The organism is Streptomyces sp. SLBN-8D4, assembly GCF_049739545.1.
In the GTDB taxonomy this organism is placed as follows: Bacteria; Actinomycetota; Actinomycetes; order Streptomycetales; family Streptomycetaceae; genus Streptomyces; species Streptomyces canus_C.
Map to the genome: position 1 here is coordinate 7,056,613 of NZ_JBMGQC010000001.1, position 21,198 is coordinate 7,077,810.

The following is a 21,198-nucleotide window of genomic DNA, read 5'->3' on the forward strand; positions in this document are numbered from 1 at the left end:
TCGTCACAGACGGTCGCCGAGGACGTCGTACGGCACAGGCGTGCCCGGCGCGTTTCCTCACGCCGCCCGGATCGCCCCCTCGATGTCCGGGAACGCGAACGTGAACCCCGACTCCAGCAACCGCGTCGGCCGCACCCGGGCGCTGCCGAGCACGTCCCCGGCCATCTCGCCGAGCACGGCCCGCAGTACCGGCGCGGGCACGCTGAAGAGCGTCGGCCGGTGCAGCACGCGGCCCATGGCCTCGGTGATCTCACGGTTCGTCAGGGGCTGCGGGGCGGTGAGGTTGAACGGTCCGGCCAGCCCGTCGGTCTCCAGGAGATGGCGGATCGCGGCCACTTCGTCGTGCAGCGCGATGAACGACCAGTACTGCCCACCGTCGCCCATCCGCCCGCCGAGCCCCGCCTGGAACAGCGGGAACAGCTTGCCCCAGGCCCCGCCCCCGCGACCCACCACCAGGCCGGTGCGGGTGAACGCGGTGCGCACGCCGGCCTGTTGCGCGGGCGCGGCCGCCCCCTCCCACTCCACGCACAGCTCGGGCAGGAAGCCCTGGCCGGCCGGCGAGTCCTCGTCGACGACCTGGTCGCCGGTCTCGCCGTAGTACCCCATCGCGCTGCCGTTCACGAAGACCCGCGGCGGCTCGTCCAGGGAGGCGACCGCCTCGGCGAGGGCCCTCGTGCCGTTCACCCGGCTGTCGTGGATCCGGGTCTTGTACGCCTCCGTCCAGCGGCGCGAACCGACGCCCGCCCCGGCGAGGTTGACCACGGCGTCGCACCCGGCGAGGCCGGCCGTGTCGACCCGCCCGGCCTCGGGGTCCCACCGGACCTCGGTGTCGTCCCGGGGCTCCCGGCGCACCAGGCGCACCACCTCGTGCCCGTCCGCGGTGAGAGAGCGCACCAGGGCCGAGCCGATCAGTCCGGACGCCCCGGCCACCGCGATTCTTGAAAGTTGCATGACCTCATCCTGCCTGGTGGGTGCGTAAAAACGATGTCTGGTTCCGGTACCCGCGCCCCCGTAGGGTGACGGACATGTCCCACCTGTCCATACGCCTCGCCCTCCCCGACGACGAAGAGGAGCTGGCCCGCCTCGACCGTGCCGCATGGTCGCCCCTGCACGAGGTCCTGCCCGAACAGCGGCCGCCCTACCGGCCGTTCTTCGACGAGCGTCACCTCCCCGGCGACTGCCTGGTCGCCGAGGCGGACCGCCGCATCCTGGGGTACGTCCGTCTCGGTTTCCCCACCGGGCTCGACGCGAACGCCCATGTGCGCCAGATCCAGGGCTTCGTCGTCAGCGCCCAGGCCCGTGGGCGCGGCGTGGGCCGGGCCCTGGTCCGCGCGATCACCGAGGAGGCCCGCCGCCGGGGCGCCCGCCGCCTCACCCTGCGCGTCCTCGGCCACAACACCCCGGCCCGCAGGCTCTACGAGGCCGAGGGCTTCGCGGTCGAGGGCGTGCTGCCGGAGGAGTTCCTGCTGGCGGGGGAGTACGTCGACGACGTGCTCATGGGGCGCCGTCTCTGAGGACCTGGTCGGCCGCGGCGGTCGTACGGCGTCTGCGCACCACGAGGTGGAGCGCGATCCCCGCCACGAGCAGTGAGATCAGGAAGAAGACGGGCACGGGAGCCTCCGGGAAGCCATGCGGAACCGGTACGGGACCGGTGCCGTGCGGGACCGTGGCCCCATCATCCGGGAGGACGCCGCGTCACGACGTGACCAGCTCGCCCGTGTCCACCGGTGACGTGGCGGCTGCCGCCTTCTCGGCGTCTCCCGCGACCTCGTCGGCGGTCAGGACGTAACCCGTCTCGTCGTCGGAGGTGGAGCGGGCGAAGACCACGCCGTAGACCTTGCCGGAGGTGGTCAGCAGGGGGCCGCCGGAGTTGCCGGGGCGGACCGTCGAGCGGATCGAGTAGATCTCGCGGGTGACGGTGGCGTCGCTGTAGATGTTCTGCCCGGTCGCCTTCACCCGGTTGGCCACCGTGGCCGCCTGGAGGTTCAGGTCGCCGTCCTGCGGATAGCCCGCGACCACCGCGGAGTCGCCCCGGGAGGCGCCGCCGTCGAAGCGGAGCACCGGGGCGCGGAGATCCGGGACGTACAGCACGGCCACGTCCTTGTCCGGGTCGAACAGCACCACCCGCGCCTCGTACGCCTGCCCGACCCCGCCGATCCGGACGTTGGGCTCGTCGATGCCGGCCACCACGTGGGCGTTGGTCATCACGTGCTGCGGCGCGTACACGAAGCCGCTGCCCTCGCGGCCCTGGGTGCCGGAGGCGCCCTCGATCTTGACGGTGCTGAGCTTGGCGGCGTTGGTGGCGGCGGCCGTGACGCTGTCGCCGGTGGGCTTCGCGACCTCGGCCGTCGACTCGTTCTCGAACGGGTTGAAGACCTGCGGGAAGCCCGCCTCGGTGAGCGCGGAGGTGGCCCGGGAGAACCACGAGGGCGTGGTGTCCGGCATGGCGTCCTGGACGGTCCCGAGCAGGGCGGAGTCCCGGATGGCGGTGGTGACCAGCGGGGACGAGGACGCGCCGAGGACGCTTGCGGCGACCCAGGCCACGATGAGCACGGCCACGGAGTTGGCGGCGGCCCCGCCGACGCCGTCGGCGACTCTCAGGGGCCCCTGGTCCAGTTCCCTGCGCAGCCTGAGCGCCAGCCGCCCCGCCAGCTCGTGTCCCACGGCTGCCGGGGCCAGTACGGTCAGCACGGCGGTCACCGTCGCGGCGGTGCTCCCCGGTGTCACCAGGTCCATGATCCACGGCAGCACCCACACGCCCACGACCGCGCCGCCGACGAAACCGGCCAGCGAGACGCAGCCGGCCACCAGGCCGCGCCGGTAGCCGGAGGCCGCATAGGCGGCGATCACCAGCAACAGCAGGATGTCGAGCACGTCCACGGAGCCGCCCTTCTCTCTCGGAACCTTCAGTACGCAGGCGAGGCGTCCAGTGATCAGCTACGCGCACGCGTGGCACCGGGAACCGGCCACGCGTGCGTGCACCTGGAAAAACGTCGCGGACCAGGACGATGGTTCCACCGGGTGGCACAGCACACATCGCGGGCGGAGCGGATCCGTCCCACAGTGGGACCATGCGTGTCCGAAGAGCCCGGGGGATGCGAAGGCAGCGGCCGGCCCGAATACGCCCCGCGAGCCGAATCCGGCTCGCGCTGCACAACCGACTCCCCCGCAGCCACCGGGAGCGGCCACCTCTTGCACGTCCTGCGACGGCCGATCCGGCGGTGCCCGCGACCGGCGAGCCCGATGCGGACACGGTCAGTTCGACGGGGGCTGCGGTTTCTGCCGGAGCGGAGGCTCCTGGCGGGCCGACGGACTGCGCCGGACGTACCGCTCCAGTCAGCTCGACGGCGTCTGCCGGAGATCCGGTTCCCGCCCGGGGGGCCGCTTCCGTCGGGGCCGGGACGACTGCCGGGCCCGGGGCCCCGTCCCGCCCCTCCGGGGAGGAAGCTTCCGCCGGGCCCGCGGCCCCCACCGGGACTCCCACCCCCGCAGGCCCCACCATGCCTGCGTCCCCCTCCGGGTCCCCGGTTTCCCGCCAACCAACGACCCCGGCGACCCCCGTACCCATCGAGCCCCCACCCCCCATCTCCCCGGACACCCAAGCTCGGTCACCCAAGGCACCCCCACACCCCGCCAGGACGCCACGCCGTACCCCCCGCGCCCTTTCCCTTCCGCTGGCCTGTGTTCCCGGGCTCGCTGTTGTTCTCGGGCTGGTGCTGTGTGTCAGCGGGGTCGAGCGGGCGGTGGACGCCGGGGGTGCCGGGGGCGCCGCGTCGGCACGGCCCGGGGTCGTTTCGCGGGGGGCCGTCAGGCCGCACATCGTGCCGAGGTCGGTGTGGGCCGTCGGCGGGGAGGAGAACTCCACCGCCCGTACCCCGCCGCCCCCCAGCTACGACGACAAGGTGCTCGCGGTCTTCGTGCACCACACCGACTCGCCCAACGACTACGCCTGCGCCGACGCCCCCCGCATCATCCGCTACCTCGCCGCCGGCCAGACAGGCGCCCGGAACTGGGACGACATCGGCTACAACTTCCTCGTCGACCGCTGCGGCACCATCTACGAGGGCCGGGCGGGCGGCGTCGACCGCCCCGTCACCGGCGCCCACACCCTGGGCTTCAACCACCGCACCGCGGGCATCGCCGCCCTCGGCACCTTCACCGCGGGCGTCCGCGTCCCGCGGGCGATGACCGACGCGATCGCCGCCCTGGTGGCCTGGAAACTCGGCCTCGCCGGCGTCGACCCGCGCAGCACCGTCCGTCTCACCTCCAGCAACAGCCTCAGCCGCTACGCCGACGGCACCACCGTGGCGCTGCCCGCCCTCGCGGCCCACGGCGACGCCTACATGACGACCTGCCCCGGCGCCGCCCTGCGCGCCCTGCTGCCGCAGATCAGACAGAAGGCGGCCCGCCTCCAGGGCAGGACATGACCCGACGAGCACCCCGGACGCGTCACCTGCGCCCGAGATACACCCCCAACGCCCGCTGCAGCACCCGCCCCTGGAGCCCCACCGGCCGTTCCCACTCGCCGAGGTACTCCACGACCCGGCCCCCGCCCCTGTCTTGAAGTGGAGCCGGCCCAGCAGCCGGTCCTCGCCGAGGGAGGGGGTGACCGCACGCAGGTCGTACGTCGCGGCGCCGGCCGCCCGCGCATCGCACAGCATCCGCCACAACAGCGCGCTGCTGGGCCGAAGTTCCCGCCCCCGGCGGCCCGACCCGGCGTAGGAGTGCCAGACCCGGGAGCCGACGTTGATCATCAGCGCGGCGGAGAGCACCTCGCCGTCGTACTCGGCGAGATAGAGCCGCAGCCGGTCGGAGTCCTCCGCGTTCAGTGCCTCCCACATGCGCCGGAAGTAGGCCGGGGGCCGGACCCGGAAACCGTCGCGGGCCGCGGTGGCGGAGTAGAGGCGGTAGAAGTCGGGCAGATCGGCGGCCGTACCCCAGGAGACCCGGACGCCCGCCGACTCGGCCGTGCGCAGGGACTGCTCGAAGTGCGGCGCGAGGGCCGCGCGCAGCTCGTCCACCGAGCGGCCCGCCAACGGGATGTGACAGCCGTACCGCGGTTGCCCGAGGCCGAAGCCGCTGTCCTCGTCCTGCGCGCACCGCCGCCACCCGAGCCCGCGCAGCCGCTCCCCGGCGTCCAGCGCGAACCCGTCGACACCGGCCGCGGGCAGCTCGCGCACATGGTGGACGTCGGGATCGGCGAGGCCCGCCGTCACCGTCCCGGCGTCCCAGTGCCGGACGACCACGGGCGGCCCGATCCGCACCGAGAACGCCCCGCGCTTCTCCAGGTGGGCGACCAGGGGATCCAGCAGTCGTTCCGGGCGCGGGCCCAGCCAGTCGATCGTCGGTCCGTCGGGGAGGTAGGCGAGACAGCGCCGGGTGCCGGGCAGCGGCCGGTACAGGACGAGGGCCGTCGCGATCCTGGTCCCGTCCTCGAACCAGCCGAGGCTCTCCGCCAGCCAGTCGGGCTTCACGTCGGCCCACTCGGGGATCTGGAGATGGCTCGCGTCGGGATGCAGCCGCAGGTGGGCGAGGTGTTCCTCGCGCGTGATCTCGCGCACATACGGGCTGGTCATGGGCGGGGTGCTCCTGTTCGGGGCGGCCACGGTACGCCGGAAGTGACGGCGGGGGTCAAGAGCCCGAGCCCTCACAGGTTCCTCGTAGGCGACTCAAGGACCACGCCGAAACAGCCGCCCTATCGTCATGCACACGCACTGACTGGAGGTGGGGAAGAAATGAACAGCAGTCACATGGGCACCACGGAGAAGCCCGGCGGACGGTCCTGGACGGCCCGCGGCCCCTGGGCGGTCGTCTGCGCCGTCGCCGCCGTGGTCCTCGGCCCGGCCGCAGGCACCGCGTCGGCGCTCGACCAGGCCAACGCGGCCCCGATGCACCACGCGGTGAAGGCCGACCAGACGCAGGCGTACCTCCCGGCGGACACGACCCGCCGCCGGAACGCGGCGGCCTGAGAGACGGCAGCCGGTGACGGGGACTCAGCCCCTGAAGCGGTCCCACAACTTGGGATACCGCTCCGCCAGCAGCCGGTCGCTCTCCAGGTCGACCGGCGCGCCCAGCGGCTCGGAGGCCGCGGGCGGGATGCCCAGGTCGGGCGCGACGGTACCGGTGAGCTGCTCGTAGGCCTCGTCGGCCGCGTAGCCCAGTTCCTCGCCGTCGCCGTCGATCTCCTCGTCGAAGTCGGACAGCAGGTCGGCGAGCGAGTCGGGGTCGTGCACCCCGCCCTCGTACACCTCGCGGCCCTGGCCGATCAGCCAGCAGCGGAAGAAGTCGAAGGCGTCGTCGCTCGCCCCGTCCAGCAGGATGGACGCGGCGCCCCACAGGTCCCATGTGTACGCGCGGTTGAAGCGCGCCTCGAAGTGACGGGCGAAGTCGAGGACCATCTCCGGGTCCAGCGTGAGCAGCCGGTCCACCAGCAGGTCGGCCTGCTCCTCGGGGTCGCCCTCGGCGGCCTCGCGGGTGGCGTCCACCAGCTCCCAGAACTCCGTCTCGTCCATCACGGGTCCAGCATCGGGCCTGAAAGGGTGGGGCGCACGTGGAGTGTGGCGGATTGTTATGTCCCGTACAGGCGGCCCAGTCGTCTCGCGTCCTCGGCGAAGCGCGCCCGCAGACTCTCCGGAGCCAGCACTTCCACCTCCGGACCGAGCCCCGCCAGCTGCGCGTGGGCGACCTGCTCGGACTCCACGGGGAGCGTCACCGTCAGCCATCCGTCCTCGTGAGCCGCTTCCACGGCCGCCAGCGCCTCCCGCGCGGAGGCCGGATCGACGACGTACGGAAGCCGTCGCACCCCGTCCCCGGACAGCCGTACGACGACCTTGGCCCGCAGGATCGAGCGTGCGAACTGTTCGGCGCGCTCCGCCCAGAAGCCGGGCAGGTCGAACTCCTCGTCGCGCTCGAAGCGGACCTCGCCGGCCGTCACCGCCGTGAAGCGGTCGATCCGGTACACCCGGAAGGAACCGCCGTCCTGGACACGCGCGCACAGGTACCAGACGCCCGCCTTGAGCACGAGCCCGTACGGCTCCAGCTCCCGCTCCACCTCGCCCTCGCGGCCGCGGTAGCGGGCGGTGACCCGTCGGTCGTCCCACACCGCGTCGGCGACGGCCGGCAGCAGCTCGGGGGACTTCGGCTCGGTGAACCAGTTGGGCGCGTCCAGGTGGAAGCGCTGGGCCGACGTACGGGAGGCGTCCCGCAGGGACGGCAGCAGGGCCGCCGAGACCTTCAACCGGGCGGCGGAGGCGGCGTCCTCCAGCCCCATCTCGCGCAGCGCTCCCGGCACCCCGGACAGGAACAGCGCCTCGGCCTCGCTCCGGGCCAGTCCGGTCAGCCGGGTCCGGTACCCGCCGATCAGCCGGTACCCGCCGGCCCGCCCCCGGTCGGCGTAGACCGGGACCCCCGCCTCCGACAGCGCCTGCGCGTCCCGCGTCACCGTCCGCTCCGACACCTCCAGCTCCCGCGCCAGCTCGGCGGCGGTCATGGAGGGCCGGGACTGGAGCAACAGCACCATCTTGATGAGCCGGGCAGCACGCATGGGGTCATGATGCCGGGGCCCACTGACAGCGAAGGGGTACGGCCGCAGCCGTACCCCTTCGTCGAATCCTCGAAGCCCAGGCGTTTACAGCCCGTACTTCTCGCGCGCTTCCTTCACCGCCGTCGCCTTGACCTCGCCGCGGCGGGCCAGCTGGGCGAGCGCCGCGACCACGACCGACTCGGCGTCGACGCCGAAGTGGCGGCGGGCGCCCTCGCGGGTGTCGGAGAGGCCGAAGCCGTCCGCGCCCAGCGAGGACCAGTCCTGCTCGACCCACTGCGCGATCTGGTCGGGGACCTGGCGCATGTAGTCGGAGACCGCGAGCACCGGGCCCTCGGCGCCGTGCAGCGCCTGACGGACGTACGGGACCCGCTCCTCGCCGCGCAGCAGGCCGGCGTCGGCCTCCAGCGCGTCACGGCGCAGCTCCGTCCAGGACGTCGCGGACCACACGTCGGACGCCACGCCCCACTCCTCGGCCAGCATCCGCTGTGCCTTCAGCACCCAGTGGATCGCCGTGCCGGAGCCCAGCAGCTGGACGCGGGGGGCGTTCGCGGCCGGGGAAAGGCCCGCGGACTCAGCCGTGTTGAAGCGGTACAGGCCCTTGACGATGCCCTCGTCGATGCCGGGGCCGGACGGCTTGGCGGGCTGCGGGAGCGGCTCGTTGTAGACCGTCAGGTAGTAGAAGACGTTCGGGTCCTCGCCGGGCGCCGCCTCGCCGTACATGCGGCGGATGCCGTCGCGCACGATCGTGGCGACCTCGTAGGCGAACGCCGGGTCGTACGTCAGCGCCGCCGGGTTCGTCGCAGCGATCACCGGGGAGTGACCGTCCGCGTGCTGCAGGCCCTCGCCCGTCAGCGTCGTACGGCCCGCCGTGGCGCCGACGAGGAAGCCGCGGCCGAGCTGGTCGCCGAGCTGCCACATCTGGTCGGCGGTGCGCTGCCAGCCGAACATCGAGTAGAAGATGTAGAACGGGATCATCGCCTCGCCGTGCGTCGCGTACGACGTCGAAGCGGCGATGAAGTCGGCCATCGAACCGGCCTCGGTGATCCCCTCGTTGAGGATCTGGCCGTTCTGGGCCTCCTTGTAGTACATCAGCTGGTCGCGGTCGACCGGCTCGTACGTCTGGCCCTTGGGGGAGTAGATCCCGAGCGACGGGAACAGCGACTCCATGCCGAAGGTGCGCGCCTCGTCGGGGACGATCGGCACCCAGCGCCTGCCGGTCTCCTTGTCGCGGACCAGGTCCTTGATCAGGCGGACGAAGGCCATCGTCGTCGCGACGTTCTGCGTGCCGGAGCCCTTGTCGAAGGAGGCGAACGCCTTCTCGGCGGGCGCGGCCAGCGGGGCCACCGGGTGCACCCGGCGGGCCGGGGCCGGGCCGCCGAGGGCCGCGCGGCGCTCCTGGAGGTAGCGCACCTCGGGGGAGTCGGCGCCGGGGTGGCCGTAGGGCACCACGCCGTCGACGAAGTCGCTGTCCTTGATGGGCAGTTCAAGCAGGTCGCGCATCGTCTTGAACTCGTCCACCGAGAGCTTCTTCATCTGGTGGTTGGCGTTCTTCGACGCGAAGCCCTCGCCGAGGGTGTGGCCCTTGACCGTCTGGGCCAGGATCACGGTCGGCGCGCCCTTGAACTCGACGGCGGCCTTGTAGGCGGCGTACACCTTGCGCGCCTCGTGGCCACCGCGGGAGAGGTGGAAGCACTCGAGGATCTTGTCGTCGGACAGCAGCTTCGCCATCTCGACGAGCGCCGGGTCCTTGCCGAAGAAGTCCTGGCGGATGTAGGCCGCGTCGCGCGTCTGGTACGTCTGCACCTGCGCGTCCGGTACCTGGCGGAGCCGTCGTACCAGCGCGCCCGTGGTGTCGAGCTGGAAGAGCTCGTCCCAGGCGTTGCCCCACAGCGACTTGACGACGTTCCAGCCGGCGCCGCGGAACTGGGCCTCCAGCTCCTGCACGATCTTGAAGTTCGCGCGGACCGGGCCGTCGAGGCGCTGGAGGTTGCAGTTGATGACGAAGGTCAGGTTGTCGAGGCCCTCGCGGCTCGCGAGCGCGAGTGCCGCCGTGGACTCCGGCTCGTCCATCTCGCCGTCGCCGAGGAACGCCCAGACGTGGGACTGCGAGACGTCCTTGATGCCGCGGGCGGTCAGGTAGCGGTTGAAGCGCGCCTGGTAGATCGCGGAGAGCGGGCCGAGGCCCATCGACACCGTCGGGAACTCCCACAGCCAGGGCAGCCGGCGCGGGTGCGGATACGACGGGAGGCCGTTGCCGCCCGACTCACGGCGGAAGTTGTCCAGCTGGGACTCGTCGAGCCGGCCGTCGAGGAAGGCGCGGGCGTAGATGCCGGGGGAGGCGTGGCCCTGGATGTAGAGCTGGTCGCCGGACCCGTCGGCCTCCTTGCCCTTGAAGAAGTGGTTGAAGCCGGTCTCGTAGAGCCAGGCCGCGGAGGCGAAGGTGGCGATGTGGCCGCCGACGCCGTATTTGGAGCCGCGGGTGACCATCGCGGCCGCGTTCCAGCGGTTCCACGCGGTGATCTTCCGCTCCATCTCCTCGTCACCGGGCGCGGACGGCTCGGCGGCGGTGGGGATGGTGTTGACGTAGTCCGTCTCGAGGAGCTTCGGCAGCGCGATGCCGTTGCCCTCCGCCCTCTCCAGGGTGCGGCGCATCAGGTACGCGGCACGGTGCGGGCCGGCCGCCTTGGCGACCGCGTCCAGGGAGGCCTGCCATTCGGCGGTCTCCTCGGGGTCCCGGTCGGGGAGCTGGTCGAGCTCGCTGGCCTGGATGGCGTGGGGGTCGGTCATGTCGCCGCCTTCCTCAGTCGAAGGGGTTCCCTCAATCAGGCAGGGTTTCGGGGGTGCCCTTGGTCTTTGGCAGGACAGGGCGGAGGGCCCTGGTAAAGGCCCGTCGGCGACTCTAACTCGCTGATCGATGATCGATCAAAGGGTTGAGGGGCAAAACTTCTTGATCACGAGAAAGTAGGCACGGGGTGCCTTCGGCGGAGACACCGGGTGCCTTGATTTCGCAGGGTTTCCGCAGGTGAGCGTAGGTGTGCTCGGCTGTGTCAGGCCCTCGGGGCGCACCCCAGGACATGTGCCTTCACGATCTCCGGAATCCGCGGGTCCCGGCGCTTGAAGGCCGCCACCAGCTCCTCGTGCTCCTCCGCGTACGACTGCTGGACCGTCCCCAGCCAGCGGATCGACAGGGCGGTGAAGACCTCGATGCCCAGGCCCTCCCAGGTGTGCAGCAGCACCGAGTTGCCGGCCGCCCGCACCAACTCGCGGTGGAAACCCACGGTGTGCCGCACCTGGCCGGTCCCGTCGGAGGCCCGGTCGGCCTCGTAGAGCGCGGCGACGTGCGGTTCGAGCGCCGAGCAGTCCTGCGCCAGCCGCTCCGCCGCCAGCTCCGCCGCGATGGCTTCGAGCCCGGCCCGGACCGGGTAGCTCTCCTCCAGGTCCGCCGCCGTCAGGTTCCGCACCCGTACGCCCTTGTTCGGCGCCGACTCGATCAGCCGCAGCGACTCCAGCTCGCGCAGCGCCTCCCGCACCGGCGTCTGGCTGACCTCCAGCTCGGTCGCGATACGACGCTCCACGATCCGCTCGCCCGGCTGCCAGCGCCCGCTGACGATCCCCTCCACGATGTGCTCGCGGATCTGTTCGCGCAGCGAGTGGACGACGGGCGCGGTCATGAGAGCTCCTTAAGGGCGTTTGACGTTTAGACAATAAGGCCGAGGGCCCGTCCGGGAGGGGCGCACGGGGGCGCTTTCATGCAGGTGAGACGAGGCTTACACGCTCCCAGCCGTACGACTTCTGTCAAGCCACGGAACCCCACGGCCCTGAGAAGTGTCGCGTCCCTCAAGGGGTTCCCGCACGGGGCGCCTCTTCGCACCGCAGGGGGACGGCATGCGCATCGGGGGACGACGGGGGCCGGCGGTCGGGGCCGTGATCGGCGCGATCGTCGCAGTGGCGGGCTGCGGACAGCCGGCCGCACGGTCGACCGCGGAGACGGCGGAGGCGGCACCGAGCCGCGCCGGGGCGATCACCAACATGGCGGGTCCGGCCCCGAGCCGGGGTGCCGCCTGCGTCTTCGTCAAGCCCGACGGGGCGCAGAAGTTCGGCCACGTCGGCTGGGGCTTCAAGGTCCCGGGCACGGGCCGCTGGGTCTACGGCGCCGTCGAGAACCCCAGCGAGAAGCTGTGCACCCCGCCGGGCGGCGACATCGGGGCCTGGCATGCCGAGGGGCCGTACGACCGCATGCTCAGCGACATGTCCACGGACGCGTACTACCCGGGCCGGTCCGAGCACCCGTACAGCCGTTACCGCTGCACGAAGTCCTCGACGCACGACGTGAACAGCGCCCGGGCCATGATCCGTACGGTCGAGGCCCGCGGGTTCCTCGTCGGGGTCGACCCGAGGACCGGGAAACTCACCTCGCGTGACTGCCAGGACGCCACCTACGACGTCCTGAAGGCCTACCGCACGCAGCACCTCACGCCCGCCCCGAAGCTCTCCGTCCCCAATGTGTGGGTGGAGGAACTGTGGGGCTGGTCGGACAGGCAGCTGACGCCCAGGTGAGGAAACGCCGGTGCCCCCGCCCGGAGAACCGAACGGGGGCACCGTGGAAGCGAAGCCGCTTACAGGCCGAGCTCGACCTCGAACTCGCCCGCCTCCAGGATCGCCTTGACCGCGGTCAGGTAACGGGCCGCGTCGGCGCCGTCCACCAGACGGTGGTCGTAGGAGAGGGTCAGGTAGGTCATGTCGCGGATGCCGATGACCGTGCCCTCCTCGGTCTCGATGACCGCGGGCCGCTTGACCGTGGCACCGATGCCGAGGATCGCGACCTGGCCCGGCGGCACGATGATCGTGTCGAAGAGCGCACCGCGCGAACCGGTGTTGGAGATGGTGAAGGTCGCACCGGACAGCTCGTCCGGCGTGATCTTGTTGGCGCGGACCTTGCCCGCGAGGTCCGCCGTGGCCTTGGCGATGCCGGCGATGTTGAGGTCGCCCGCGTGCTTGATGACCGGGGTCATCAGGCCCTTCTCGGAGTCCACCGCGATACCGACGTTCTCGGTGTCGAAGTAGGTGATCGTGCCTTCGCCCTCGTTGATCTTGGCGTTGATCGGCGCGTGCGCCTTCAGCGCCTGGGCCGCGGCCTTGACGAAGAACGGCATCGGGGAGAGCTTGACGCCCTCACGGGCCGCGAACGCGTCCTTGGCACGGGCGCGCAGCTTCATCAGGCGGGTGACGTCGACCTCGACGACCGAGGACAGCTGCGCCTGCTCGTGCAGCGCCTTGACCATGTTGTCGCCGATGACCTTGCGGATGCGCGGCATCTTGACGGTCTGGCCACGGAGGGGAGAGGCCTCCAGCGACGGCGCCTTCTTGGCGGCGGCAGCCGGGGCGGCAGCGGCCGGAGCCGGAGCAGCGGCGGCGGCCTTCGCGGCCTCGGCGGCGGCGATGACGTCCTGCTTGCGGATACGGCCACCGACGCCGGTGCCCTTGACGCCGGCCAGGTCGACGCCGTTCTCGGCAGCGAGCTTGCGCACCAGCGGGGTGACGTAGGCGCCGTCGTCACCGGAGGTCGCGGCGGGAGCCGGGGCCGGGGTGACCGGGGCGGGCGCCGGGGCCGGGGCGGCGGGCGCCGGGTCGGGAGCCGGAGCCGTCTGCTGCTGCGGGGCCGGAGCCGAGGGCGCCTGCGGGGCCGGAGCCGGAGCGGGAGCCGGAGCCGCGGGGGCGGGAGCCGGAGCGGGGGCCTCGGCAGCCGGGGCCGGGGCGGGAGCGGCGGGAGCCTGGGCGGCGGCCGGAGCCGCACCCGGGGCGCCGATGACGGCGAGCTTGGCGCCGACCTCGGCGGTCTCGTCCTCGCCGACCACGATCTCCAGCAGCACACCGGCGACCGGCGCGGGGATCTCGGTGTCGACCTTGTCGGTGGAGACCTCGAGCAGCGGCTCGTCCTCCGCGACCTCCTCGCCGACCTCCTTCAGCCACCGGGTGACGGTGCCCTCGGTGACGGACTCGCCGAGCGCGGGCAGGACGACGTCCGTGCCCTCGGCGGAGCCGCCGCCGGAAGCGGCCTCGGCGGTGGGAGCGGGCGCCGGGGCGGCCTGCTCGGTGGACGGAGCGGCCGCGGCCGGCTCCGGGGCGGGCTCGGCGACCGGCTCGGCGGCCGGGGCCGGAGCGGCCGCGGGGGCGCCGGTGCCGTCGTCGATGACGGCCAGCTCGGCGCCGACCTCGACCGTCTCGTCCTCGGCGACCTTGATGGAGGCCAGGACGCCGGCGGCGGGGGAGGGGATCTCGGTGTCGACCTTGTCGGTCGAGACCTCGAGCAGCGGCTCGTCGGCCTCTACACGCTCACCCTCGGCCTTCAGCCAGCGGGTGACGGTGCCCTCGGTGACGCTCTCGCCGAGCGCCGGAAGGGTTACGGAAACCGCCATGGTTTCGGTTGCTCCTTACGAATTGCGGAAGTCTGAGTCGTCGCTACGACGTGCAGTGACCGAGGGTCAGTCGTGCGAGTGCAGCGGCTTGCCCGCCAGGGCCAGGTGGGCCTCGCCGAGCGCCTCGCTCTGCGTCGGGTGGGCGTGGATGAGCTGGGCGACCTCGGCCGGCAGCGCTTCCCAGTTGTAGATCAGCTGGGCCTCGCCGACCTGCTCGCCCATGCGGTCGCCGACCATGTGGACGCCGACCACGGCACCGTCCTTCACCTGGACGAGCTTGATCTCGCCGGAGGTGTTCAGGATCTTGCTCTTGCCGTTGCCCGCCAGGTTGTACTTCAGAGCGACGACCTTGTCCGCGCCGTAGATCTCCTTGGCCTTGGCCTCGGTGATGCCCACGGAGGCGACCTCGGGGTGGCAGTACGTCACCCGCGGGACACCGTCGTAGTCGATCGGAACGGTCTTCAGACCGGCCAGACGCTCCGCCACCAGGATGCCCTCGGCGAAGCCGACGTGCGCGAGCTGGAGCGTCGGGACCAGGTCACCGACGGCGGAGATCGTCGGGACGTTCGTCCGCATGTACTCGTCGACCAGGACGTAGCCGCGGTCCATCGCGACGCCCTGCTCCTCGTAGCCGAGACCGGCGGAGACGGGCCCGCGGCCGACGGCCACCAGCAGCACCTCGGCCTCGAACTCCTTGCCGTCGGCGAGGGTGACCTTGACACCGTCCTGGGTGTACTCGGCCTTCGAGAAGAAGGTGCCCAGGTTGAACTTGATGCCGCGCTTGCGGAACGCGCGCTCAAGAAGCTTGGAGGAGTTCTCGTCCTCGAGGGGGGCGAGGTGCTTGAGGCCCTCGATGATCGTGATGTCCGACCCGAAGGACTTCCACGCGGAGGCGAACTCGACGCCGATGACACCTCCGCCCAGGATGATCGCGGACTTCGGAACGCGGTCCAGCACGAGGGCGTGGTCCGAGGAGATGATCCGGTTGCCGTCGATCTCCAGGCCCGGCAGCGACTTCGGCACGGAGCCGGTCGCGAGGAGCACGTGGCGCCCCTGGATGCGCTGGCCGTTGACATCGACGGAGGTCGGCGACGACAGCCGGCCCTCGCCCTCGATGTAGTGCACCTTCCGGGAGGCGACGAGCCCCTGGAGGCCCTTGTACAGGCCGGCGATCACGCCGTCCTTGTACTTGTGCACCCCGGCGATGTCGATGCCCTCGAAGGTGGCCTTCACACCGAACTGCTCGCTCTCGCGGGCCTGGTCGGCGATCTCGCCCGCGTGCAGCAGGGCCTTGGTGGGGATGCATCCCCGGTGCAGGCAGGTACCGCCGACCTTGTCCTTCTCGATCAGGGCGACGTCAAGCCCCAGCTGCGCCCCGCGCAGGGCCGCGGCGTAACCGCCACTACCACCGCCGAGGATCACTAGGTCGAAAACGGTGCTGGCGTCGTTCGCCACGTCACGTCCTCCATGCATGTGCGCCGTACGCCGGTCTGCAGTGACCGGGCGGCGGCTGGTGTCCGGCCGCTCTTTCTTCGGCCCTGTGGTGGGGGCCCTGTCCTGCCGAGCCCCATCTTCGCACTTGTCGGCCCTGAACGAGACGCCGGGCCGGGGTGTGAGACACCACACGCTCACATGAGAAGGACTGCTCAGGTGAGACTTTGGACCGGGGCCGCGGTGCGACGCCCAGGGGCGCGGGGAACTGCGCGACAGACCACAACGGGCCCGCAGCCGTCCACGCCCCTCGGGAGCCGAGTCGTCAGGCGAACATCAGCCCAGGTCACCCGAGGCGGTCAGCTCGGCCAGCCGCACCAACGTACGCACGGCAGACCCTGTCCCGCCCTTCGGTGTGTACCCGAACGGCCCGCCGTCGTTGAACGCGGGACCCGCGATGTCGAGGTGCGCCCACGGGATCCCCTCGCCCACGAACTCCCGCAGGAAGAGACCGGCGACAAGCCCGCCGCCCAACCGCTCACCCATGTTCGCGATGTCGGCGGTGGGCGAGTCCATCCCCTTGCGCAGGTGCTCCGGCAGCGGCATGGGCCACGCCGGCTCCCCGACCTCCTCCGCGGCCTCGTGCACCGCCGTACGGAAGGAGTCGTCGTTGGCCATGATCCCGAACGTCCGGCTGCCCAGCGCGAGCATCATCGCGCCGGTCAGCGTCGCCACGTCCACGATCGCGTCCGGCTTCTCCGCCGACGCCGCCCACAGCGCGTCCGCGAGCACCAGCCGGCCCTCGGCGTCGGTGTTGAGCACCTCCACCGTCTTGCCGCTGTACATGCGCAGCACGTCACCGGGCCGCGTGGCGGACCCCGACGGCATGTTCTCGGCGAGCGCCAGCCATCCGGTCACGTTGACCTCAAGGCCGAGCCGCGCGGCCGAGACCACGGCCGCGAACACCGCCGCCGCCCCGCTCATGTCGCACTTCATCGTCTCGTTGTGGCCCGCGGGCTTGAGCGAGATGCCGCCCGAGTCGTAGGTGATGCCCTTGCCGACCAGCGCGAGGTGCTTCTTCGCCTTGGACGAGGTGTACGACAGCTTCACCAGCCGCGGCCCCGACGTCGAGCCCGCGCCGACGCCGAGGATGCCGCCGTAGCCGCCCTTCTCCAGGGCCTTCACGTCGAGCACCTGCACCTTGAGGCCGTGCTCCTTGCCCGCGGTCTGCACGATCGCGGCGAAGGACTCGGGATTCAGGTCGTTGGGCGGCATGTTGATGAGGTCGCGCGCGCGGTTGAGCTCCTCGGCGACCGCGGTGGCCCGGGCGAGCGCGGCCTTGTACGCGGCGTCCCGCGGCTTGCCGCCCAGCAGCACGGCCTCGGCCAGCGGAGCCTTGCCGTTCTTGGCCTTGGCGGCGTTCTCCGAAGGCGCGGTCCCCTTGTAGGCGGTGAAGGAGTACGCCCCGAGCTGTACGCCCTCGGCGACCGCGCCGACGTCGGCGGCATCGCCCAGCGGCAGCACGAACGCGGCCTTCTTCGCGCCGGTCAGCGCGCGGGCGGCGACACCGGCGGCCTTGCGCAGCGCCTCCGGGTCGAAGGCGGAGTCCTTCTCGGGCTCGGCGCCCAGGCCGACCGCCACCACGAGAGGGGCCTTGAGGCCGGAGGGCGCGGGCAGCTTCGTCACCTCGCCCTCGGCCCCGGAGGCGCCGAGGGTCTCCAGGACACCGGCGAGCCTGCCGTCGTAGGCCTTGTCCACGGCCTCGGCGCCCGGTGCGACGACCGGGCCCTTCGCGCCCTTGGCGACACCGATCACGATCGCGTCGGCCCGCAGGCCGGGCGCCGCGGAGGTGCTGAGAGTGAGAGCAGTCACGGTGGTGAATTCTCGCTTCCGATGTGAAGTTGCTTGGGTCGAGGGGGGTGGGCTCGACCGGGCCCGACGGCCGACCCTATTTCTTGTCCGGATCCGGATCCCGATCGGGGCCTTCACCCCTGCCGGCGACCACCCGGGACGAGCCTACGCTCGGGTCGGCCGAGCGTACCTCCGGCTACGGCACGCGAGATCATTCCCGGGGTACCCCGTCGCGCCCCCTGGAGTCCGTCCGTTGAAACGCCCCCTGTTCCTCCTCATAGGCCTGCTCGTCCTGGTGACGGGGTGCTCGGCCACCCCCGACTCCCCGTCCGCCGACGCGCGTTGGCGACCCCGCCCCGGCATCGCCTGGCAGTGGCAGCTGACCGGCCGCGTCGACACGTCGGTGGACGTGCCGGTGTACGACATCGACGGCTTCGACCAGTCCGCGGCCGTGGTGTCGTCGCTGCACGGCAAGGGCCGCAAGGTCATCTGCTACCTCTCCACGGGCGCGTGGGAGGACTGGCGCCCCGACGCCGGCAGGTTCCCCAGGTCGGTGATCGGGCGCGGCAACGGCTGGGAGGGGGAGCGCTGGCTCGACATCCGCGCGACCGAGGTCCTGGAACCGCTGATGGCGGACCGCCTCGACATGTGCCGCGAGAAGGGCTACGACGCGGTGGAGCCGGACAACATGGACGGCTACAAGAACCGCACGGGCTTCGCACTGACCGCGGCCGACCAGCTCCGCTACAACCGCCTGATCGCGCGACTGGCCCACGAACGCGGCATGTCGGTCGGCCTGAAGAACGACCTCGACCAGATACCGCAGCTGGTGGGCGACTTCGACTTCGCGGTCAACGAGCAGTGCGCGCAGTACGACGAGTGCGGGGACATGGAACCGTTCGTCAAGGCCGGCAAGGCGGTCTTCCACGTCGAGTACGAACTCCCCGTCAGCCGCTTCTGCGCCGAGTCCCGCCGGCTGAAGCTGAGTTCGATGCTGAAGAAGTACGAGCTCGGGGTGTGGCGCGAGGCCTGCTAGAAGTTCATCGACAGGACCACCAGCGCGGTCGTCGCCGCCGTCTCCGCCAGCCCTCCGAACACGTCCCCGGTCACTCCGCCGAAGCGGCGCGTGCAGTGCCGCAGGAGCAGTTCGGCCACCCCCACGGCGGCGGCGACCGCGAAGACCGCGCGGACCATGTCGTACGACCCGAGGAGCGCCCCCGCCCCGGCCGCCCCCAGCGTCACGGCGGCGGCCGTCAGGACCGCGCCCCGGACCGGGACGACCCCCGCCACCGCGGCCCCCAGCCCCTCCGGCCGGGCCGGCGGGACCCCGGTGCGGGCCGCGAGGGTCAGGGCCAGGCGCGCGGCCGTCGCCGAGACCACCGCGGCCGTCGCACCCCGCGCCCATGAATCGCCGTACATCTGCGACAGCGCGGCCACCTGGGCGAGGAACACGAGGACGAGGGCGATCACCCCGAACGGGCCGATGTCCGACTGCTTCATGATCCGCAGGGCGTCCTCGGCGGGCTTGCCGCTGCCCAGGCCGTCGGCGGTGTCCGCGAGACCGTCGAGGTGCAGGCCGCGCGTGAGGACCGCCGGTGCGGCGACCGTGGCCACCGCGGCGAGCAGCGCGGAGGCGCCCAGGAACAGCGGCAGGAGCCCCGCCGCCGCCGACAGGCATCCCAGGACCACGCCGACCAGCGGAGCGCACAGCATTCCGCCGCGCGCCGCCTCACGGTCCCAGCGGGTCACCTTCACGGGGAGCACGCTGAGCGTGCCGAAGGCGAAGCGGAGGCCGTCGAGCGGGGGCGGGGTCATGGACACGTCGGCAGGGTAGCCCGGACGCCGTAGCCGCCGGGCGGCCCACCCCTCGCGACCGGACACTGGGTCCATGGGCCACTGGCTGCACCGCAACATCGTCGAACCCGGCAAGCTGCCGCTGCTCCTCGCCCTGACCGCGTTCGTGCTGACCTTCCTGATCACGCGGGTCGTCACCCGGATGATCCGGGCGGGCAAGGGGCCCTTCGGCAACGTCAGTTCCGGCGGTGTGCACATCCACCACGTGGTGCCGGGAGTCGTCCTCACCGTCATCGGCGGCTTCGGCGCGGTCGCCAGCGGGCGGCACGGTTTCGGGGCGGGGCTGTGCGCGGTGGTCTTCGGGATGGGCGCGGGTCTGGTGCTGGACGAGTTCGCGCTGATCCTGCATCTCGACGACGTGTACTGGAGCGAGGAGGGCCGCAAGAGCGTCGAAGTCGTCGTCCTCACCGTGGCGCTGGTCGGGCTGGTGCTCGCCGGGTTCTCGCCGTTCGGCGTCAACGACGTGACCCAGGGTGAGGAGCAGGGCCGCGGCGGTGTCATCAGCAGCGTGGTCGTCAACTTCGTCTTCGCGATGCTCGTCCTGCTCAAGGGCAAGACCCGGATGGCGATCTTCAGCGTGATCGTCCCGCTCGTCGGCCTGATCGGCCTCATCCGGCTGGCCCGCCCGGGCTCCCCCTGGGCCCGGCGCTTCTACCGCCGCCGCCCGCGCGCCCGAGCCCGGGCCACCCTGCGCTCCTACCGCCACGACAAGCGCTGGTCGGGCCCCCGCCGCAAGTTCCAGGACATGATTGGCGGCAAACCGGACCCGGTACGGCCGGTGGGGCGTTGAGGCGCGCGGGGGCTCTGTTCGGCTGGGGGCGTCCACCCGGGCTCTGACAGGCGGCAGTTCGCACTGTGTACGGACGCTCGGGTTCTGAGGGGGCAAGTGCGGCCTGGCCGGCTACGGGCGCCTGCCGGGTGCTGACGTGGCGCGGGGTAGCCGGGGTGTGGTGCGGCGGCCTGCCCGGTGTTGACAGGGCACGGGGGTAGTCGGAGTGTGATGCCGCCTGCCGCCTGCCGCCTGCCGCCTGCCGCCTGCCGCCTGCCGCCTGCCGCCTGCCGCCTGCCGCCTGCCGCCTGCCGCCTGCCGCCTGCCGCCTGCCGCCTGCCGGGTGTTGTGCTGACGGGGCGCGGAAGGCGGTCCGTCTCAGGAGCCCGCCAGGTGCTGACCTGGCGCGGGGGTGACTGGAGTGCGGCGGCCCGTCGGGTGCTGGTGTGGCGAGGAGTGCCTGTCCGTGCTGACGGGGCTCGGAGGTGCCCGGGGTGCGGTGGGCCTGTCGGGGGCTGGTGTGGCGTGGAGGGTCTGTCGGTCCCAGGGGACCGCCGGGTGCTGACCTGGCGCGGGGGTGACTGGAGTGCAGTGTGGCCCGTCGGGTGCCGAGGAGGGGCTGTCGGTTTCAGGGGCCGAGCGGGGGCAGATCGGAGTCGGTGTTCTCCCGGGGCCGGGTACGCCGGCGGCGCGCTGCCGAGAGGCCGCACAGGGTCAGCATCGCCGCGATCGCCGCCACGTGTTCCCGGCCGGCGAGGTTCTCCTTCGCCAGCACCTCGACCACCATCGCCGCGATCACGGCACCCGCGGTGACCCGGGCGCCGTAGCGCCAGCCGAGGAAGACGGCGAGGCCCACCACGGCCGCCGACGGGCCGGTGTCGACGACGTGGGCGTCCGAGGCGGGCAGGCCGAGGGGGCTGTCGGGGCCCAGCCAGATGCCCACGCGGGCGTACAGCGTTCCGGCGAGCGTGGCCGCGTAGGCCAGCGTGAGCGTCCGCCACCGGCCCAGACAGATCTCGGCGATCCCGAACACGAACAGGATCTGCGCCAGCGCACCCCACACCGGCAGGTCCAGGGCCGGCACGAACAGGGAGAGCGGGGTGCGGAGCAGGGCGAGCCAGAGGGGATCCGCGGCGCGCACGGCACCGACGTCCTGGACGAGGTCGTAACCCCACGACTGGTTGTGCACGAAATGCAGGACCGCCGTCAGACACACGGCCGCAAGGGCCAGGGGGACCGCCCGCCATCGCCGCCGCAGCAGAGGCCCGCGGACGGTGCCGTACAGCTCACCCCACTCCGCACGGGCCCAGCGGGCGAGCGTCTTCATCCCACGT

At 72.1% G+C, this 21,198-nt stretch carries 17 protein-coding genes and 1 pseudogene; 6 read left to right on the forward strand and 12 right to left on the reverse strand.

Features of this window, described 5'->3' with window-relative positions:
* Positions 1 to 57 precede the first annotated feature (57 nt).
* Positions 58 to 951 carry a TIGR01777 family oxidoreductase gene (locus RKD20_RS32035; RefSeq protein ID WP_424880744.1) on the reverse strand — a complete coding sequence of 298 codons (894 nt, stop codon included), beginning with the start codon at positions 949 to 951 and terminating at the stop codon, positions 58 to 60.
* Positions 952 to 1,025: 74 nt separating this feature from the next.
* On the opposite strand from RKD20_RS32035, the gene RKD20_RS32040 reads away from it, so the two are divergent.
* The gene (locus tag RKD20_RS32040; protein ID WP_424880745.1) at positions 1,026 to 1,514 is read left to right on the forward strand and encodes an N-acetyltransferase family protein; all 489 of its coding nucleotides are present in this window, start codon (positions 1,026 to 1,028) and stop codon (positions 1,512 to 1,514) included.
* Between the two features lie 181 nt (positions 1,515 to 1,695).
* Here the strand turns inward: RKD20_RS32040 and RKD20_RS32045 are convergent, their stop codons facing one another.
* Positions 1,696 to 2,880, reverse strand: coding sequence for a MarP family serine protease (locus RKD20_RS32045; RefSeq protein ID WP_424880746.1), 1,185 nt, complete (start codon positions 2,878 to 2,880; stop codon positions 1,696 to 1,698).
* Positions 2,881 to 3,500: 620 nt separating this feature from the next.
* Between RKD20_RS32045 and RKD20_RS32050 the strand changes: the two genes are divergently transcribed.
* Positions 3,501 to 4,427 (forward strand): peptidoglycan recognition protein family protein, encoded by a 927-nt coding sequence (locus RKD20_RS32050; protein WP_424880747.1) that lies wholly within the window; start codon positions 3,501 to 3,503, stop codon positions 4,425 to 4,427.
* Positions 4,428 to 4,449: 22 nt separating this feature from the next.
* Here the strand turns inward: RKD20_RS32050 and RKD20_RS32055 are convergent.
* Positions 4,450 to 5,576 (reverse strand): annotated as a pseudogene (locus RKD20_RS32055) (lipid II:glycine glycyltransferase FemX).
* A gap of 159 nt (positions 5,577 to 5,735) precedes the next feature.
* On the opposite strand from RKD20_RS32055, the gene RKD20_RS32060 reads away from it, so the two are divergent.
* On the forward strand, positions 5,736 to 5,969 hold the full coding sequence (locus tag RKD20_RS32060) for a hypothetical protein (RefSeq protein ID WP_424880748.1): 234 nt from the start codon (positions 5,736 to 5,738) through the stop codon (positions 5,967 to 5,969).
* 24 nt (positions 5,970 to 5,993) lie between these two features.
* Here RKD20_RS32060 and RKD20_RS32065 read toward each other — a convergent pair whose 3' ends face one another.
* From RKD20_RS32065 to RKD20_RS32080, 4 genes are all read right to left on the reverse strand, one after another.
* The gene (locus RKD20_RS32065) at positions 5,994 to 6,512 is read right to left on the reverse strand and encodes a DUF4240 domain-containing protein (RefSeq protein WP_424883373.1); all 519 of its coding nucleotides are present in this window, start codon (positions 6,510 to 6,512) and stop codon (positions 5,994 to 5,996) included.
* 56 nt (positions 6,513 to 6,568) lie between these two features.
* Positions 6,569 to 7,543, reverse strand: a complete 975-nt coding sequence (locus RKD20_RS32070; RefSeq protein WP_424880749.1) for a helix-turn-helix transcriptional regulator — start codon at positions 7,541 to 7,543, stop codon at positions 6,569 to 6,571.
* Positions 7,544 to 7,627: 84 nt separating this feature from the next.
* Positions 7,628 to 10,330, reverse strand: a complete 2,703-nt coding sequence (aceE, locus tag RKD20_RS32075) for a pyruvate dehydrogenase (acetyl-transferring), homodimeric type (protein WP_424880750.1) — start codon at positions 10,328 to 10,330, stop codon at positions 7,628 to 7,630.
* 260 nt (positions 10,331 to 10,590) lie between these two features.
* Positions 10,591 to 11,214, reverse strand: a complete 624-nt coding sequence (locus RKD20_RS32080) for a GntR family transcriptional regulator (protein WP_424880751.1) — start codon at positions 11,212 to 11,214, stop codon at positions 10,591 to 10,593.
* Between the two features lie 214 nt (positions 11,215 to 11,428).
* Here RKD20_RS32080 and RKD20_RS32085 point away from each other — a divergent pair, with 214 nt between their 5' ends.
* The gene (locus tag RKD20_RS32085; RefSeq protein ID WP_424880752.1) at positions 11,429 to 12,100 is read left to right on the forward strand and encodes a hypothetical protein; all 672 of its coding nucleotides are present in this window, start codon (positions 11,429 to 11,431) and stop codon (positions 12,098 to 12,100) included.
* A gap of 59 nt (positions 12,101 to 12,159) precedes the next feature.
* On the opposite strand, the gene sucB is transcribed toward RKD20_RS32085, so the two are convergent.
* The 3 genes from sucB to RKD20_RS32100 all read right to left on the reverse strand — a co-directional run bounded on the left by sucB (position 12,160) and on the right by RKD20_RS32100 (position 17,262).
* Positions 12,160 to 13,959: a 2-oxoglutarate dehydrogenase, E2 component, dihydrolipoamide succinyltransferase gene (sucB, locus tag RKD20_RS32090; protein ID WP_424880753.1), complete on the reverse strand. Its 1,800-nt coding sequence runs from the start codon at positions 13,957 to 13,959 to the stop codon at positions 12,160 to 12,162.
* Positions 13,960 to 14,025: 66 nt separating this feature from the next.
* Positions 14,026 to 15,414: a dihydrolipoyl dehydrogenase gene (gene lpdA / locus RKD20_RS32095; RefSeq protein ID WP_037899715.1), complete on the reverse strand. Its 1,389-nt coding sequence runs from the start codon at positions 15,412 to 15,414 to the stop codon at positions 14,026 to 14,028.
* 312 nt (positions 15,415 to 15,726) lie between these two features.
* A complete protein-coding gene (locus RKD20_RS32100) occupies positions 15,727 to 17,262 on the reverse strand; it encodes a leucyl aminopeptidase (RefSeq protein WP_424880754.1) in 1,536 nt (511 codons plus the stop codon).
* 232 nt (positions 17,263 to 17,494) lie between these two features.
* Here RKD20_RS32100 and RKD20_RS32105 point away from each other — a divergent pair, with 232 nt between their 5' ends.
* Positions 17,495 to 18,277: an endo alpha-1,4 polygalactosaminidase gene (locus RKD20_RS32105; RefSeq protein ID WP_424880755.1), complete on the forward strand. Its 783-nt coding sequence runs from the start codon at positions 17,495 to 17,497 to the stop codon at positions 18,275 to 18,277.
* On the opposite strand, the gene RKD20_RS32110 is transcribed toward RKD20_RS32105, so the two are convergent.
* On the reverse strand, positions 18,274 to 19,056 hold the full coding sequence (locus RKD20_RS32110; protein ID WP_424883374.1) for an adenosylcobinamide-GDP ribazoletransferase: 783 nt from the start codon (positions 19,054 to 19,056) through the stop codon (positions 18,274 to 18,276). The two genes, RKD20_RS32105 and RKD20_RS32110, sit on opposite strands and share 4 nt — an antisense overlap.
* A gap of 73 nt (positions 19,057 to 19,129) precedes the next feature.
* Between RKD20_RS32110 and RKD20_RS32115 the strand changes: the two genes are divergently transcribed.
* Positions 19,130 to 19,885: a hypothetical protein gene (locus RKD20_RS32115; RefSeq protein WP_424880756.1), complete on the forward strand. Its 756-nt coding sequence runs from the start codon at positions 19,130 to 19,132 to the stop codon at positions 19,883 to 19,885.
* Between the two features lie 607 nt (positions 19,886 to 20,492).
* Here the strand turns inward: RKD20_RS32115 and RKD20_RS32120 are convergent.
* Complete coding sequence (locus RKD20_RS32120; RefSeq protein ID WP_424880757.1) at positions 20,493 to 21,191, reverse strand: hypothetical protein; 699 nt, start codon at positions 21,189 to 21,191, stop codon at positions 20,493 to 20,495.
* Positions 21,192 to 21,198: the final 7 nt, after the last annotated feature.

What these genes read in the sequence shown, in the direction of transcription:
- RKD20_RS32070 (WP_424880749.1), bottom strand. Translation starts at nt 7,543, where the DNA reads ATGCGTGCTGCCCGGCTCATCAAGATGGTGCTGTTGCTCCAGTCCCGG.
- RKD20_RS32065 (WP_424883373.1), bottom strand. Translation starts at nt 6,512, where the DNA reads ATGGACGAGACGGAGTTCTGGGAGCTGGTGGACGCCACCCGCGAGGCC.
- RKD20_RS32110 (WP_424883374.1), bottom strand. Translation starts at nt 19,056, where the DNA reads ATGACCCCGCCCCCGCTCGACGGCCTCCGCTTCGCCTTCGGCACGCTC.
- RKD20_RS32040 (WP_424880745.1), top strand. Translation starts at nt 1,026, where the DNA reads ATGTCCCACCTGTCCATACGCCTCGCCCTCCCCGACGACGAAGAGGAG.
- sucB (WP_424880753.1), bottom strand. Translation starts at nt 13,959, where the DNA reads ATGGCGGTTTCCGTAACCCTTCCGGCGCTCGGCGAGAGCGTCACCGAG.
- aceE (WP_424880750.1), bottom strand. Translation starts at nt 10,330, where the DNA reads ATGACCGACCCCCACGCCATCCAGGCCAGCGAGCTCGACCAGCTCCCC.
- RKD20_RS32060 (WP_424880748.1), top strand. Translation starts at nt 5,736, where the DNA reads ATGAACAGCAGTCACATGGGCACCACGGAGAAGCCCGGCGGACGGTCC.
- RKD20_RS32115 (WP_424880756.1), top strand. Translation starts at nt 19,130, where the DNA reads ATGGGCCACTGGCTGCACCGCAACATCGTCGAACCCGGCAAGCTGCCG.
- RKD20_RS32050 (WP_424880747.1), top strand. Translation starts at nt 3,501, where the DNA reads ATGCCTGCGTCCCCCTCCGGGTCCCCGGTTTCCCGCCAACCAACGACC.
- RKD20_RS32080 (WP_424880751.1), bottom strand. Translation starts at nt 11,214, where the DNA reads ATGACCGCGCCCGTCGTCCACTCGCTGCGCGAACAGATCCGCGAGCAC.
- RKD20_RS32085 (WP_424880752.1), top strand. Translation starts at nt 11,429, where the DNA reads ATGCGCATCGGGGGACGACGGGGGCCGGCGGTCGGGGCCGTGATCGGC.
- RKD20_RS32120 (WP_424880757.1), bottom strand. Translation starts at nt 21,191, where the DNA reads ATGAAGACGCTCGCCCGCTGGGCCCGTGCGGAGTGGGGTGAGCTGTAC.
- RKD20_RS32035 (WP_424880744.1), bottom strand. Translation starts at nt 951, where the DNA reads ATGCAACTTTCAAGAATCGCGGTGGCCGGGGCGTCCGGACTGATCGGC.